Raw genomic sequence first — 14269 nt, 5'->3', positions numbered from 1 at the left:
CGCCAGAGACCTCCATGACCGCCAGCGCCTCCATCGTCGATCACATCGGCAACACGCCCCTTATCCGGCTGAACCGCCTGTCGGACCAGACAGGCTGCGAAATCCTCGGCAAGGCCGAGTTCCTGAACCCGGGCCAGTCGATCAAGGACCGCGCCGCCCTCTACATCGTAAAGTCGGCCCTGGCGTCGGGCGCGCTGAAGCCCGGCGGCACCATCGTCGAGGGAACGGCGGGCAACACCGGCATCGGCCTGGCCCTGATCGGCGCGGCCCTGGGTCATCCGGTGGTGATCGTCATTCCCCGCACCCAGGCCGAGGAGAAGAAGGCCGCCATCCGCGCGCTGGGCGCAAAGCTGGTCGAGATCGACGCGGCGCCCTTCTCCAGCCCCAACCACTTCGTCCACTATTCCGGCCGCCTGGCGCGCGAACTGGACGCCGCCTCGCCCGAGGGGGCGCTGTGGGCCAACCAGTTCGACAACACCGCCAACCGCGACGCCCACTACCTCGGCACCGGCCCGGAGATCTGGGCCCAGACCGAGGGCAAGGTCGACGCCTTCGTCAGCGCGGTCGGGTCCGGCGGCACGATCGCGGGCGTCTCGGCCTATCTGCGCGAGAAGAACCCGGACATCCGCATCGCCCTGGCCGATCCGGCGGGGGCGTCCCTGTTCAACTGGTTCACCAGGGGCGAGATGACCGGCGAGGGCTCGTCGATCACCGAGGGCATCGGCGTGGCCCGGATCACCGGCAATCTGGAGGGGTTCAGGCCCGACCACGCCTACCGGATCGAGGACGCCGAGTTCCTGCCGATCCTGTTCGACCTGGTCCGCGACGAGGGCCTGTCGCTGGGCGGATCGGCGGGGGTCAATGTCGCCGGGGCCGTGCGGCTCGCGCGCGAAATCGGGCCGGGCAAGACCATCGTGACCCCCCTGTGCGATCCGGGCGTGCGGTACGCATCACGGCTGTTCAACGCCGACTTCCTGCGCGCCCGTCAGCTCCCGACCCCCGACTGGCTCTAGGCGGGGCACCAGGGGCGGGTCAGCCGCACACGCCGCCCTGACGAGACGCCGGTCGAGAGCGCCTCATTCCCACTCGATCGTCCCCGGCGGTTTGGACGTGACGTCATAGACAACGCGGTTCACGCCCCTGACCTCGTTGACGATGCGCGTCGCGGTCTTGCCCAGCACGTCCCAGGGAAACTCGAAGAAGTCCGCGGTCATGCCATCGGTGGACGTCACGGCGCGCAGGGCCAGCACCTTCTCATAGGTCCGCGCGTCGCCCATCACCCCGACCGTCTTGACCGGCAGCAGGACGGCGAACGCCTGCCAGATCTGGTCGTAGAGCCCGGCATTGCGGATCTCCTCCAGATAGATGGCGTCGGCCTCCTGCAACGTTGCCACGGCGTCGGGCGTGATCTCGCCGGGTATGCGGATGGCCAGTCCCGGTCCCGGGAAGGGGTGGCGGCCGACGAAGGCGTCGGTCAGGCCCAGTTCGCGGCCGAGAGCCCGCACCTCGTCCTTGAACAACTCGCGAAGCGGCTCGACCAGTTTCAGCTTCATATAGTCGGGCAGGCCGCCGACGTTGTGGTGGCTCTTGATGACGTGGGCCTTGCCCGAGGAGGACGACACGCTCTCGATCACGTCGGGATACAGCGTCCCCTGGGCCAGGAACTGGGCCCCGTCGATCTTGGCGGCCTCGCGGTCGAACACCTCGATGAACACGCGGCCGATGGTCTTGCGCTTGGTCTCCGGGTCGGACTGGCCGGCCAGGGCCCCGAGGAACTCGGCCGAGGCGTCCACATGGATCAGGGGGATGTTGTAGTGCTCGCGGAACAGGGTCGTGACCTGCTCGGCCTCGCCCTTGCGAAGCAGGCCGGTGTCGACGAAGACGCAGGTCAGCTGGTCGCCGATCGCCTCGTGGATCAGCACGGCCGCGACCGATGAGTCGACCCCGCCCGACAGGCCGCAGATCACCTTGGCCGAGCCGACCTGCTCGCGGATCTGGGCGATCTTCTCGTCGCGATAGGCGGCCATGGTCCAGTCGCCTTTCAGCCCGACGATGCCGTGGGTGAAGTTCTTCAGCATCTGGTGGCCGCGCGGCGTGTGCATCACCTCCGGGTGGAACTGCACGCCATAGAAGCGGCGGGTCTCGTCGGCGATGACGGCATAGGGCGACCCGGCCGAGGACGCGACCACGTCGAAGCCCTGGGGGATGGCGACGATCTTGTCGCCGTGGCTCATCCAGACCGTCTCGTCCGCTCCGATGGGGGCCAGGTCGGCCAGCAGCGGAGACGCCTTCTGCACCGTGATCTCGGCGCGGCCGAACTCGCGGGTGTGGCCGCCCTCGACCTTGCCGCCGAGCTGCTCGCACATCGTCATCTCGCCGTAGCAGATGCCCAGCACCGGCACGCCCGCCTCGAACACCGCCTGGGGCGCGCGCGGGCTGCCTTCCTCGTGCACGCTCTCGGGCCCGCCCGACAGGATGATGGCGCGCGGCTTCATGGCCGCCATCGCGGCCTCGGCCTTCGCATAGGGATGAATCTCGCAATAGACGCTGGCCTCGCGCAGGCGCCGCGCGATCAGCTGCGTCACCTGGCTGCCGAAATCGACGATGAGGACTTTCTGGTGGTCGGTCATCAGGCGGTCCTTTCATAGAGGGCGACGAAGAAGCCGTCGGTGTCCGTCGTCGCGGGGGACATCCGCAAGCGGTGGCCGGTCGCGAGAGCCGACAGGGTGGCGCGCCCCGCGTCGGTCACGGCTGCCTCGTTCAGGGCTTCGGCGATCGCGACCGGAGCGAACCCCGGGTGATCCTCTTCGAAGGCATCCACCGTCGCCTCGTTCTCGACCCGCAGCATGGAGCAGGTGACATAGACCAGCCGCCCGCCCGGCTTCACCAGCTTGGCGGCGCGGGTCAGGATGGCGGTCTGCAGCGAATGCATCCGGTCGACGTCTTCGGGCTTCAGCCGCCAGGCGTCCTCGGGCCGACGTCGCCAGGTGCCCGCGCCGGTGCAGGGCGCGTCGACGAAGACGACATCGGCCGTTCCGACGATGTCCTCGACCCCGCCGCCGTTGGGACCCAGGTGGATCAGCTCGGCCTCGACCCCCGCCCGCGCCAGCCGGGGGCGGATGTTGTCCAGCCGCTTCTGCACCACGTCGCAGGCGATCAGACGACCCTCGGCCCGGGCGATCGGCGCGGGCTGTTTCGTTTTCGTGCCGGCCGGAGGATCGACCCAGCCGGTCGGGGTCCAGACACGCTCGGGCGCGGCGGCTTCCTCGACCCGCGACGCGCCCGCCGCCAGTCCCTGCATGGCCAGCCCCAGGGTCTTGCCCCCGCCCCCGGCGCAATAGTCGACGACCGTCATCCCCGGCCGAACGCCCGCCAGCCAGCAGACGATCTGGCTGCCCTCGTCCTGAATTTCGATCCGACCGGCCTTGAAGGCCTCCAGCGCCTGGACGTTCGGTGGCGGCTCGGCCGACAGGCGCAGGCCCCAGGCCGACCACGGCGTCCGCTCCGGCGACAGGCCCGCCTCGCGCAGTTCGGTCTCGACCTCATCGACCGTGGCTTTCGCCGCGTTGACGCGCAGATCGATGGGCGCACGGGGCACCATCAACCCCGCCGCCTCCTCGGCCCAGCGGTCGCCGAAGGTCTCCTTGAAGTCCTCGACCACGAACTCCGGCAGGCCCGCCGCGACCCAGCCCGGCAGCTCGTCGGCGGTCGCACTGATGCGCGACCGTTCCTGTTTCGACAGCGGCTTGGGGCCGTAGCCGTCGCCGGAATGCAGCGCCTCGATCTCCTCGACAGACAGGCCGTCGATCAGGCTGAGCGCCCCGATGACCAGGGCCCGGCCGTCCTCGCGCCCCCCCATGGCCCAGACCAGACGGCCGCGCGCGCGCAGGACCTTGTAGACCTGGTCGGCGATGGCCCGGCGGTCCTTGGACCCGGCATAGCGGTTGGCGGAGCCCCAGGCCTTCAGCACCGCCTCGGCCGGCTGGCGGCCCTGGGCGATGGAATCGAGAACGGCGGCGGCGGCGGCGAGACGGGCGGCGGGGGTCAAATCAGGCTGTTCAGTTCAGGTGAGAATGGCGGCGAAAATCGCGATCAGGCCGCCCATGGCGATCAGCCAGACGACCGACCGCACGAAGGGAACGCCCAGGGCATAGAGCGGTATGTAGACCAGTCGCGCCCAGAAGAAGGCCTGCGTCCCCCAGAACGTCAGCGGCCCCTCCTCCCCGGTCACATGGGCGATCAGCACCGCCCCGATGAACAGCGGCAGCGTCTCCCACATGTTCGCCTGGGCCCGCTCCAGCCGTTCGGTGACGACGCCGGGGCGCGCGGGCACGCCGTCACGGGGCCCCGCGTTCCAGCCGATGCCGTTGGCCATGGTGCGGCCCGCGGCGGGCAGGAAGATCAGCACGAACGCCAGGATCAGCGTCGCCGTCAGCATCGTCAGTTCGGGCGTGGTCGCCAGGATCCAGGCGTCGGTCATATCTCAACTCCCCCCATCGTCATCCTCGGGCTTGACCCGAGGATCGGACCATCAGCGGCGCGGACAGAAGGCCCGTCGCACCAAACTCTCCGCAGCGATCCAGCCGCACAGACTGGCCCCGCGTCCGATCCTCGGATCAAGTCCGAGGAAGACGGTTTGTGGGGATGGGTCATCGTTCTCATCCCTGTCTGTAGTTCGGGGCCTCGCGGGTGATCATCACGTCGTGGACATGGCTCTCGCGCAACCCCGCGCCGGTGATCCGCACGAACCGCGCCTTGGCCTGAAGATCGGCGATGGTCGCCGCCCCGACATAGCCCATGGCGGCGCGCAGTCCCCCGACCATCTGGTGCAGCACCGGGGCAATGGGTCCCTTGTAGGGGGTTTGGCCCTCGATGCCCTCGGGCACCAGCTTCTGGGTGTCCTCGACCTCTTTCTGGAAATAGCGGTCGGCCGAGCCCGCCCCCATCGCGCCCACCGAGCCCATGCCGCGATAGCTCTTGTAGGACCGGCCCTGATACAGAAACACCTCGCCGGGGCTCTCGTCGGTGCCCGCGAACATCGATCCCATCATCGCGACCGAAGCGCCCGCCGCGATGGCCTTGGCCAGGTCGCCGGAATATTTGATCCCGCCGTCGGCGATGACCGGAGCGCCGCTGTCCCTGGCCGCGCGCGCCGCTTCCATGACCGCCGTCAGCTGGGGCACGCCGACCCCTGCGACGATGCGGGTGGTGCAGATGCTGCCCGGACCGATGCCGACCTTCACCGCATCCGCGCCCGCATCGATCAGGGCCCGCGCCCCGTCATAGGTCGCCACGTTGCCGGCGATGATCTGGACCCGGTTGTTCTCGCGCTTGATCCGCTCGACCGCGCGGCTGACCTGGACGGAGTGGCCATGGGCGGTGTCGATCACCACCACGTCCACGCCGGCCTCCGCCAGCGCCATCGACCGCTCGTATCCCGCGTCGCCGACGGTCGAGGCCGCCCCGACCAGCAGCCGGCCCTGGTCATCCTTGGCGGCATGCGGGTGGGCCTGGGCCTTCTCGATGTCCTTCATCGTGATCAGGCCGACGGCGCGATAGGCGTCGTCGACCACGATGACCCGCTCGATCTTGCGGGTGCGCAGCAGCTCCCTCGCCTCCTCCTTGCCCGCGCCCTCGCGGACGGTGACCAGGTCGGCGGCGGTCATCAGCTCGGCGGCCTTGCGGTTCGGATCGGTGTCGAAGCGGATGTCGCGGTTGGTCAGGATTCCGACAAGACGCCCGTCGGCGTCGACCACGGGAAATCCGCTGATCCGGCGACGCGCCACGATGTCGCGGACCTCGCCCAGGGTCGTCTCGGGCCGGATGGTCACGGGATTGATGACCATGCCGCTCTCGAACCGCTTTACCTCGCGGACCTGATCGGCCTGTTCCTGGACGGTCATGTTGCGGTGAAGCACGCCCAGACCCCCGGCCTGGGCCATGGCGATGGACAGACGGCTTTCGGTCACCGTGTCCATGGCGGACGACAGAAGCGGGATGTTCAGTCGGATGTCGCGGGTCAGCCGGGTCGAGACATCCGCCTGGGCGGGCATGATCTCGGACGCGCCGGGTTCGAGCAAAACATCGTCGAAGGTGAGCCCTTCGCGAATCTCCATGGGAGTCTCCGTTTTGCGGGCCGCCTATCCGCTTTCGCGGCTGCGAAGTCAACCGAGGGCCTGCATCCGACCGCCGCCGATCCCCGTATGTTTTTTCAGCGAAGGTTGAACTTTTCAGCCGAAGCTAACATTTAGGTCCCCGATGGTCATCGCCCTCGCCCGATCGGTTCGGAGCCTCGCGCTCAAGATCGCCTCCTACGGCGTGATGCACCTGATCGTGGCCATGCTGGTGGCCTTCGCCATCACGCGCGACTGGCGCTTGGCCCTGGCCATCGGCGTGGTCGAGCCCTTCTTCCAGACCATCGCCTATTCCTTCCACGACCGAATCTGGCACCGGATCGAGCAGCGTCGCCGGCGCGGACGGCTGGAAGAGACGGCCGAAGCCTTCACCGCCCGCCTCGACGTCATGAACGCCGAGGAACAGGCCCGCGCCCACGGCCACCATGGCCACAGCCACGCCCTGCCCTCGCTCAAGAACATCGCGGTCAAGACCGTGACCTACGGCGTCATGCATTTCGTGGTCGCGGTTCTGGTCGCCTTCGCCATCACGCGCGACCTCCAGGCCGCCCTGACCATCGGCATCATCGAGCCCCTGGTCCAGATGATCTTCTTCGCCCTGCACGACCGCCTCTGGACGGCGCGCGAGGCCAGGCGGGCGCGGGCGGCGACGCAGACGGCCTGAGACCCTAGGCCATCCACTCGAACCAGGCACCGTGCGGATGCCCGCGCGCCAGCCGGACGTCGCCGTCGCCCGGCCAGGCCCGAAGCCGCAGCGACGGCTGACGCTCGAACCCCGACTGCTCCGCCTCGAAGCTCAGCCAGGCCACAGGCGCATCCTGGGACGCCCGGACAGCCACCGCCTCGATCCTGTCGCGCACCCGCGCCTGGGCCTCGGGCGGGAAATACTGGAAGGCGATGGTGTGCATCACCACGCGGCACACGCCCGGTTCCGGCTCGATCGCGAGGCGCCGCTCCAGCCAGTCCGCCGCATCGGCCCGCTCCACATCGACCGGCATCGCGACCGCGATATCCAGCGCCGCCTCCAGCCGCGCCAGCCGCTCGCGCTGCTCCGCCCAGACATAGGCCGCCAGCCGTTCGCGCGTGGCCGGATCGGTCGGATCCAGCGGGTTGACATCCACCCCCTCGCGCCGGAGCACCTTCACCTCGGCGGCGGGTGGCGACGCGCCGCGCCACTCCGGCGCGATCCGCACCGGGGAGGTCGGATCGCCCGCCTCGGTCTCGCCCAGTCGAAAGCCATACCGATCCAGCCGCGTGTTCAGTCCCGCGCTCGCGCCCAGCTCATACAGGGCGAACGGCAGGCCGAACCGGTCGGCGAGCATCAGCAGGCCCGCCATCAGTCCCGCCGACCGCCCGACCTCGTTCGTCTGCGGCGGTCCACCCAGCCAACGGTCGAAGTGAGCGACGTTGGACACCAGCGAACCCGCCAGGATTTCCCACAACCGCGCATCCTCGGACGGCGGTTCATGGGGCGGATAGACGGCCGTCAGCGCCGGATCATCCCCGGCCCTCGCCAGGGCATGCAGCCCGCCCGCGAGCCTCAAGGGCAAGGCGTCGCCCTCGTGCGAGGGATTGCCAGGCCAGTCCAGCACCCGCCGCCCGATCTGACCGGATCGATCCAGCCGCTCGCCGATCAGCCCGCACACCCGCCCCGTGAACGGGGCACCCGACGCCGCGCAGATCGCCGCCTGCTTGGCGAAGGCCGCACGGACGTCGGTTTCGGTCACCGCTTGTTCAACGCCACCAGATAGACCTCCGACGAGCCCTTCCGGCTGGCGGCGGGCTTGACGTATTTGACGTCCTCGAAGGCGGCGCGCAGGTCGCTCAAAACGTCCCCGGCGGCCCCGCCCTGGAAGTTCTTGGTCACGAAATGGCCGCCGGGCTTCAGCGTCCGGATGGCGAACTCCGAGGCGATCTCGATCAGGGCGATGATCTTCAGGTGATCGGTCTGCCGATGTCCGACCGTGTTGTGCGCCATGTCGGACAGGACCAGATCGGGGGCCCCGCCCAGGGCCTCGATCAGTTGCGCGTCCACGCCGGCTTCGGTGAAGTCGGCCTGGATCAGGGTCGAACCCGGGATGGGCTCGATCGGCAGCAGATCCACCCCCACCACCGCCGCCGCGCCCCGGTTGACGCAGACCTGGACCCAGCCGCCGGGCGCGGCGCCCAGGTCGATGACGCGAGAGCCGCGCTTGACCAGATGGAACCGGTCGTCGATCTCGGCGAACTTGAAGGCCGCGCGCGACCGCCAGCCCTCGGCCCGGGCCTTTTCCGACCACGGATCGGCCAGCTGGCGCTTGATCCACTGGATCGAGGACATCGACTTCTTGTCGGCCGTCTTGATCTGGCTGCCCATGCCACGACCGGCCGCGGTGCCGCCCGTGGGGGGGCGGACCATGCGGCGACGCGCGGGCGTCTCAGGTTGGGGCGGCTTTTCGTCTTCGCTCATCGCCCCCACATAGCGCCCGTGGCCCGATGCGGCTATGACCCCGCCAAATCATCCCAGACGGAGCGCCCGATGGCCGACCAGACCCTGACCCCCCAGACCCTGACCTTGGCCCTCGACACCGGAGACGTCGTCATCAAGCTGCGGCCCGACCTCGCGCCCGGACATGTGGCGCGCATCACCGAGCTGGCCTCGGAGGGCTTCTACGATGGCGTGGTCTTTCACCGGGTGATCTCGGGCTTCATGGCCCAGGGCGGCGATCCGACCGGCACCGGCACCTCCGGCTCCAAGAAGCCGAACCTCAAGGCCGAGTTCTCGAGCGAACCCCACGTTCGCGGCGTCTGCTCCATGGCCCGCACCTCGGCCCCCGACAGCGCCAACAGCCAGTTCTTTATCTGCCTGGACGATGCGACCTTCCTGGACCGCCAGTACACGGTGTGGGGCGAGGTGATCGAGGGCATGGATCACGTCGACGCCCTGCCCAAGGGCGAGCCGCCCCGCAGCCCCGGCAAGATCGTCAAGGCGACGGTCAACTGATCCGGCGACGGGCGGTCCGAACGGGCCGCCCGTTTTCATTTGGGCGCGTCGTCAGTCGCCCGGCGAGTAGAGGAACCGCACGTTCGGCCAGGTCCGCTCGGCGATCGTGATCGAGCCCACCAGCACCGGGGCTTCGGAATCGCCGAGATTGCTCCGGGAATCCGTCATCGCCGGGCCCTCGAAGCGGGCATCCAGCGTCACCCGACCATACTCGGGGTGGGTTCCCGTCATGCGCACGGTCCGGTCGGTCACGGCATAGCTCTCGGGCAGAACCCGCTCGGAGACCTCGCCGGGCAGCAGGAACTCCATCATCACGGGGCCATAGGTCGACATGCGCTCGCCGGCCTCCCACGCCTGGAACTCCGTCGCGCCCGCGATGTGCAGATAGATCAGGCTGAAACCGTCGGCTCCGACCTCCCCGTCGGGCATGTAGTAGCCGAACAGGTCCTGTGTCTGGCTGTGGCTGAATCCGCTCGCAACCTGAGCGGCAGTCTCCGCGGCGGGCGCGGCCGCCGTCCCGGTCGAAACGGCCTCGACCGCGGGCTCAGCCTTGGCCGCGGCCTCGCCGTCGGGTGCCGCCCCGCAGGCCGCCAGGCAAAGCCCGGCCACCGCCGCCATAACGATCTGTCTCATCGGATTTCCCTCGCTTTGTCGGGGGAACAGGATCACGCCGGCACCGGGCCGTAAAGCCACGCTTCCTGACGCGCCGCCTCAGCCCCCGCCCAGCGACCAGGAGAATTTGACCCCGCTGAAGCTGCGGCCGCCGACGGTGACCGTGCCCTCCATCGCGGGCTCGCTGTCCGGACCCAGGTTGCGTTTGGCCAGCGCCAGCGAACCCGCGTCCAGCCGCGCCTCCAGCGTCACCCGCCCCAGGTCCTCGCTGGTCCCGGAGAACCGCACCCGGTCGTCGCTGACCTCATATCGATCCGGCAGCACCCGCTCCCCGCCCGCGAACTCCAGCATCACCGGCGCGAACCCGCCGCCGCGCTCGCCCTTTGCCCAGGCCTCGAACTCGGCGGTCTGGCCGATGAAGACCAGCAGCAGCCGGCCGTCCCCCTCGCCCACTTCTCCCGCCGGGAAATAGAACCCCGACAGGTCCTCGCTCTGGCTGTGCCGGAAGTTGGCATCCAGCGCCGGCGCACGCGCGGTCTCGACGAGCGCAGAATCACCGGCGGGCGGGCTCAAAAGATCGCAACCCGCCAGCGCGACGGCCCCCAGCGCGATCGCGGCGATCGCCCGGATCAACGATCCAGACCTCGATCCAGCGCCAGGAACGACTGCCAAGACAGTTCCGTCGCCGCCGCGAACAGCGCCGGGTCCACCTTGTCGAAATCATCGGTCGGCCGGTGATAGTCCGGGTGATAGTCGACCCCCAGATACAGGAACGGCAGGCCGGCCCGATAGAAGGCGGCGTGGTCGGACGCCTCGACCCAGTTGTTGGCCCCGGTGTCCTCAGGTGTGTCCTTGCCGAAGGCCAACGCCACGCCGCTCTCGGCCGCGACCGGCTCCAGGATCGGGCGCAGCGTCGGGTTCTGATAGGTGCCGGTGACCCACAGCTTCATGTCGGTCTCGGCCCGCGCCGTCATGTCGAAGTTCAGGTTCAGCGCGATGGAGCTCAGCGGCACCGGCGGCGCCTCGACGAAGTGGCGCGCGCCCAGCAGCCCCCGCTCCTCCCCGTCCAGGAAGGCGAAGATCACGCTGTGCTCCGGCGGGGCCGCCTTCAGCCGCGTCGCGATCTCCAGCGCCGTGGCCACGCCCGAGGCGTTGTCGTCGGCGCCGTTGTGGATCTGCCCGTCGGCGATCCCGACGTGGTCATAGTGGGCGGTGATGACGATGTAGCGATCGGTCACCCGCGTGCCCGGAATGACCGCCAGCACGTTCACGCCGTTATAGGTCCGGGGCCCCTCGCGGTTGCGGCCCTGCATCTCCCACGGCTGCAGTCGACCCATGGGCGGGGCGGCGATGCCCAGCGCCTCCAGACGCCCGACGATATAGGCCCGCGCCCGCTCCCCGCCCGGCGCGCCGGTGTCGCGGCCCTCCATGTCGTCGGCCGACAGGGTGCGCAGGTCGGCGATCAGCTGGCTGTAGTCCGCGCTGGCGGCCGGCGCCGCCTCGGGCGCGGGGCCCGTCGCCTCCATTCCGGCGCAGGACGCGAGGACGATCAGGGCGCTGCCGGCGAGCAGGGCGCGGAGAGTGCGGGACATGGGGCCTCCTTGGCGTTCCACGTCCGAATAGCGCGAGCATGGCCGGGTCGTCCGCTAAATTCGCCGTCATGCGCGGCTGGCGGCGGGCGAGCCGGATGCTAAACCCCGTCGTATGACTTCCCCCTCCGTGCACCCCGGCGAAGGCCGGGGTCCAGATCACAGACTCCGCCGGACCGCTGGACGCACGGGGAGGTCGATCGGGATCACCGCATCCGTCTCTGGACCCCGGCCTTCGCCGGGGTGCACGGAGGGAGCGGGGCAAGATGCACAGGACGCCGCCATCCATGAGCCCTGACACCGTCGACACCCTGACCGAGACCGAGGCCCGCGCTGAACTGGCCCGCCTCGCCGCCGAGATGGAGCGCCACGACGCCCTCTATGCCGAGGCCACCCCTGAGATCACCGACGCCGACTATGACGCACTGCGGGCCCGGAACGCCGCCGTCGAGGCCCGCTTCCCAGACCTCGTCCGCCCCGACTCACCCTCGCTCAAGGTCGGCGCTCCCGTCTCCAGCCAGTTCGCAGAGGTCCGCCACGGCGTGCCCATGCTGTCGCTGGACAACGCCTTCGACGAGGCCGACGTCGCCGACTTCGCCGCGCGCATCCGCCGCTTCCTGAAACTGTCCGCCGACGAACCCCTGGCCTTCGTCGCCGAGCCCAAGATCGACGGCCTGTCCGCCAATATCCGCTACGAGGACGGCGTCCTGGTCCAGGGCGCCACCCGCGGCGACGGCCGGGCGGGCGAGGACATCACCGCGAACCTGAAAACCATCGCAGACATCCCCCACCGCCTGTCTGGTTCGAGCTGGCCCCGCCGCATCGAGATCCGCGGCGAGGTCTATGCCCCGAACGACGCCTTCGCCGCCTTCAACGCCGAGGCCGAGGCGGCCGGCCGCCGCACCTATGCCAATCCTCGCAACTTCGCCGCCGGGTCGCTTCGCCAGATCGACCCGGCCGTGACGGCGGGACGGCCCCTTCGCTTCTTCGCCTACGCCTCGGGCGAGACCTCCGAGACCTTCGCCACGACGCAAGCCGAGGCCCTCGCCGCCTTTGAATCCTGGGGCTTCCCCGTCAATCCGCGCTCGAAACGGGTCGAGGACGCGGCCGGCCTGATCGCCGTCTATCGCGCGCTGGAGACCGAGCGGGCCTCGCTCGGCTATGACATCGACGGCGTGGTCTACAAGGTCGACCGTCTGGACTGGCAGTCGCGCCTGGGCTTCGTCTCGCGCAGTCCCCGCTGGGCCATCGCCCACAAATTCCCGGCCCAGCAGGCGACGACGGTGCTGGAGGGCATCGACATCCAGGTCGGCCGCACCGGCTCCCTGACCCCCGTCGCCCGCCTCGCCCCCGTCACCGTCGGCGGCGTGGTGGTCCGAAACGCCACCCTGCACAACGAGGACGAGATCGCGCGCAAGGACGTCCGCATCGGCGACACCGTCGTCCTGCAGCGCGCCGGCGACGTCATCCCCCAGATCGTCTCTGTGGTCGCCGAAAAGCGCCCCGCCGACGCGGCTCCTTACGTCTTTCCCACCCACTGCCCCGTCTGCGGTTCCGAGGCCGTTCGCCCCGACGGCGAGGTCCGCCGCCGCTGCACCGGCGGCCTGGTCTGCGGGGCCCAGCTGGTCGAGCGGCTGAAGCATTTCGTCGGTCGCCGTGCCTTCGACATCGAGGGCCTGGGCGAGAAACAGCTGATCGCCTTCTCCGAGCGCGGCTGGATCAAGGAACCCGCCGACATCTTCCGCCTGGCTCGGGACGAGGCCAAACTGGCCGTGCTCCGCGCCGAGGACGGTTACGGCGACACCAGCGTCGCCAATCTGATCGCGGGCATCGACGCTCGCCGGACGATCACGCTGGAGCGCCTGATCTTCGGCCTCGGCATCCGCGAGATCGGGGAGCAGACCTCGCTTCTCCTCGCCCGCCACTTCGGCAGCTGGAGCGCCTTTCACGTCGCCGGTCTGGCCGCCGCCGAGGGCATCCCCTCGCCCGAATGGACGCGCCTCGCGGAGGGCCACGGCGTCTCGCCACGCACCCTGTCCGTCCTCGCATCGGCCACCCTCGATCCCGCCGATCCCTGGCCGGAGGCACCGATCGATCAGAAGCTGGCCCTCGCCTTCCCCGGTGTCGCCGCCCCCGCCCGCCGGGCCCTCGCACCGCTGGCCGCCGACTGGCCCGTCATCATCGAACTGTCCCGCATCGCTCGCGAGGACGGCCCGTCCGAAACCCTCGGCGAAATCGCCGGCATCTCGGGCGTCGGACCCGTCGCCGCCCGCGCCGTCGCCGAGTTCTTCCATGAGCCGCACAACCGCGCCGTCGTCGACGCCCTGATCGCCGAACTGGACCGCGTCGAGGACGCCGAACGCCCCAAGACCGACACGGCCGTGGCCGGTAAGACGGTCGTCTTCACCGGCAGCCTGGAACGCTTCACCCGCGACGAGGCCAGGGCCCGCGCCGAGAGCCTGGGCGCCAAGGTCTCGGGCTCCGTGTCGAAGAAGACCGACTACCTCGTCGCCGGCCCCGGCGCGGGCTCCAAACTCGCCGACGCCCAAAAACACGGCGTCACCGTCCTGACCGAGGACGAGTGGCTGGGGATGATCCAGTAGCTACCCTCTCCCGAAGGGAGAGGGCTTGAGGTTCGGAGAGCGCAGCGATCCGCAAACCGAAAGGGTGAGGGGTTTCCCTCTCGCCGGCTCGGCCTGTGTTCCTTCTCCCCTTGCGGGAGAAGGTGGCAGCCGAAGGCTGACGGATGAGGGGTGAAACTCGGTCAGAGAAATGTGCGGGGCGATCGATGGCTCACCCGCATCGTCGCCTGTCACCCCTCATCCGACCTCGCTTCGCTCGGCCACCTTCTCCCGCAGGGGGAGAAGGATCATCGCGCGCTGTTTTTCTCAATCATCCAACGACGGCCGAAATTAGCGAGCAAAGACAACGCCCTTTCTATCCGAAGCCCG

Annotated in this window: 14 protein-coding genes; 5 read left to right on the top strand and 9 right to left on the bottom strand. The window is 69.5% G+C overall.

Features of this window, described 5'->3' with window-relative positions; genetic code table 11:
- Window positions 1–14: 14 nt before the first annotated feature.
- Window positions 15–1013: a cysteine synthase A gene (locus ABN401_RS14205; RefSeq protein ID WP_349685523.1), complete on the top strand. Its 999-nt coding sequence runs from the start codon at window positions 15–17 to the stop codon at window positions 1011–1013.
- A gap of 63 nt (window positions 1014–1076) precedes the next feature.
- Here the strand turns inward: ABN401_RS14205 and guaA are convergent, their stop codons facing one another.
- From guaA to guaB, 4 genes are all read right to left on the bottom strand, one after another.
- The gene (gene guaA, locus ABN401_RS14200) at window positions 1077–2630 is read right to left on the bottom strand and encodes a glutamine-hydrolyzing GMP synthase (RefSeq protein WP_349685522.1); all 1554 of its coding nucleotides are present in this window, start codon (window positions 2628–2630) and stop codon (window positions 1077–1079) included.
- Complete coding sequence (locus ABN401_RS14195; protein WP_349685521.1) at window positions 2630–4048, bottom strand: RsmB/NOP family class I SAM-dependent RNA methyltransferase; 1419 nt, start codon at window positions 4046–4048, stop codon at window positions 2630–2632. The genes guaA and ABN401_RS14195 overlap by 1 nt, the downstream gene beginning before the upstream one ends.
- 15 nt (window positions 4049–4063) lie before the next feature.
- Window positions 4064–4480 (bottom strand): MAPEG family protein, encoded by a 417-nt coding sequence (locus tag ABN401_RS14190; RefSeq protein WP_349685520.1) that lies wholly within the window; start codon window positions 4478–4480, stop codon window positions 4064–4066.
- Between the two features lie 178 nt (window positions 4481–4658).
- Complete coding sequence (gene guaB / locus ABN401_RS14185) at window positions 4659–6116, bottom strand: IMP dehydrogenase (protein ID WP_349685519.1); 1458 nt, start codon at window positions 6114–6116, stop codon at window positions 4659–4661.
- 142 nt (window positions 6117–6258) lie between these two features.
- Here guaB and ABN401_RS14180 point away from each other — a divergent pair, with 142 nt between their 5' ends.
- A complete protein-coding gene (locus tag ABN401_RS14180) occupies window positions 6259–6798 on the top strand; it encodes a DUF2061 domain-containing protein (RefSeq protein WP_349685518.1) in 540 nt (179 codons plus the stop codon).
- A gap of 4 nt (window positions 6799–6802) precedes the next feature.
- On the opposite strand, the gene ABN401_RS14175 is transcribed toward ABN401_RS14180, so the two are convergent.
- The gene (locus tag ABN401_RS14175) at window positions 6803–7861 is read right to left on the bottom strand and encodes a DUF2332 domain-containing protein (protein WP_349685517.1); all 1059 of its coding nucleotides are present in this window, start codon (window positions 7859–7861) and stop codon (window positions 6803–6805) included.
- Window positions 7858–8583: an RlmE family RNA methyltransferase gene (locus ABN401_RS14170; protein ID WP_349685516.1), complete on the bottom strand. Its 726-nt coding sequence runs from the start codon at window positions 8581–8583 to the stop codon at window positions 7858–7860. The genes ABN401_RS14175 and ABN401_RS14170 overlap by 4 nt, the downstream gene beginning before the upstream one ends.
- A gap of 69 nt (window positions 8584–8652) precedes the next feature.
- Between ABN401_RS14170 and ABN401_RS14165 the strand changes: the two genes are divergently transcribed.
- Window positions 8653–9117, top strand: a complete 465-nt coding sequence (locus ABN401_RS14165) for a peptidylprolyl isomerase (RefSeq protein ID WP_349685515.1) — start codon at window positions 8653–8655, stop codon at window positions 9115–9117.
- A gap of 51 nt (window positions 9118–9168) precedes the next feature.
- Here the strand turns inward: ABN401_RS14165 and ABN401_RS14160 are convergent, their stop codons facing one another.
- The 3 genes from ABN401_RS14160 to ABN401_RS14150 all read right to left on the bottom strand — a co-directional run bounded on the left by ABN401_RS14160 (window position 9169) and on the right by ABN401_RS14150 (window position 11321).
- Entirely contained in the window at window positions 9169–9750 is a 582-nt protein-coding gene (locus ABN401_RS14160; protein WP_349685514.1) for a hypothetical protein, read from the bottom strand.
- Window positions 9751–9828: 78 nt separating this feature from the next.
- Complete coding sequence (locus tag ABN401_RS14155; RefSeq protein ID WP_349685513.1) at window positions 9829–10362, bottom strand: hypothetical protein; 534 nt, start codon at window positions 10360–10362, stop codon at window positions 9829–9831.
- Window positions 10359–11321: a M20/M25/M40 family metallo-hydrolase gene (locus ABN401_RS14150; RefSeq protein WP_349685512.1), complete on the bottom strand. Its 963-nt coding sequence runs from the start codon at window positions 11319–11321 to the stop codon at window positions 10359–10361. The genes ABN401_RS14155 and ABN401_RS14150 overlap by 4 nt, the downstream gene beginning before the upstream one ends.
- Before the next feature lie 284 nt (window positions 11322–11605).
- Here ABN401_RS14150 and ligA point away from each other — a divergent pair, with 284 nt between their 5' ends.
- Window positions 11606–13921 (top strand): NAD-dependent DNA ligase LigA, encoded by a 2316-nt coding sequence (ligA, locus tag ABN401_RS14145; protein ID WP_349685511.1) that lies wholly within the window; start codon window positions 11606–11608, stop codon window positions 13919–13921.
- Between the two features lie 150 nt (window positions 13922–14071).
- A partial coding sequence (locus ABN401_RS14140; protein ID WP_349685510.1) for a hypothetical protein occupies window positions 14072–14269 on the top strand: 198 nt, incomplete at its 3' end.

Source organism: Brevundimonas aurifodinae, assembly GCF_040195595.1.
GTDB classification, from domain to species: domain Bacteria; phylum Pseudomonadota; class Alphaproteobacteria; order Caulobacterales; family Caulobacteraceae; genus Brevundimonas; species Brevundimonas aurifodinae.
Note: the sequence above shows the minus strand (reverse complement) of the source record. Positions and strands in the feature narration are given on the sequence as shown.

What these genes read in the sequence shown, in the direction of transcription:
- ABN401_RS14165 (WP_349685515.1), top strand. Translation starts at nt 8,653, where the DNA reads ATGGCCGACCAGACCCTGACCCCCCAGACCCTGACCTTGGCCCTCGAC.
- ABN401_RS14170 (WP_349685516.1), bottom strand. Translation starts at nt 8,583, where the DNA reads ATGAGCGAAGACGAAAAGCCGCCCCAACCTGAGACGCCCGCGCGTCGC.
- guaB (WP_349685519.1), bottom strand. Translation starts at nt 6,116, where the DNA reads ATGGAGATTCGCGAAGGGCTCACCTTCGACGATGTTTTGCTCGAACCC.
- guaA (WP_349685522.1), bottom strand. Translation starts at nt 2,630, where the DNA reads ATGACCGACCACCAGAAAGTCCTCATCGTCGATTTCGGCAGCCAGGTG.
- ABN401_RS14205 (WP_349685523.1), top strand. Translation starts at nt 15, where the DNA reads ATGACCGCCAGCGCCTCCATCGTCGATCACATCGGCAACACGCCCCTT.
- ABN401_RS14190 (WP_349685520.1), bottom strand. Translation starts at nt 4,480, where the DNA reads ATGACCGACGCCTGGATCCTGGCGACCACGCCCGAACTGACGATGCTG.
- ABN401_RS14180 (WP_349685518.1), top strand. Translation starts at nt 6,259, where the DNA reads ATGGTCATCGCCCTCGCCCGATCGGTTCGGAGCCTCGCGCTCAAGATC.
- ABN401_RS14150 (WP_349685512.1), bottom strand. Translation starts at nt 11,321, where the DNA reads ATGTCCCGCACTCTCCGCGCCCTGCTCGCCGGCAGCGCCCTGATCGTC.
- ligA (WP_349685511.1), top strand. Translation starts at nt 11,606, where the DNA reads ATGAGCCCTGACACCGTCGACACCCTGACCGAGACCGAGGCCCGCGCT.
- ABN401_RS14160 (WP_349685514.1), bottom strand. Translation starts at nt 9,750, where the DNA reads ATGAGACAGATCGTTATGGCGGCGGTGGCCGGGCTTTGCCTGGCGGCC.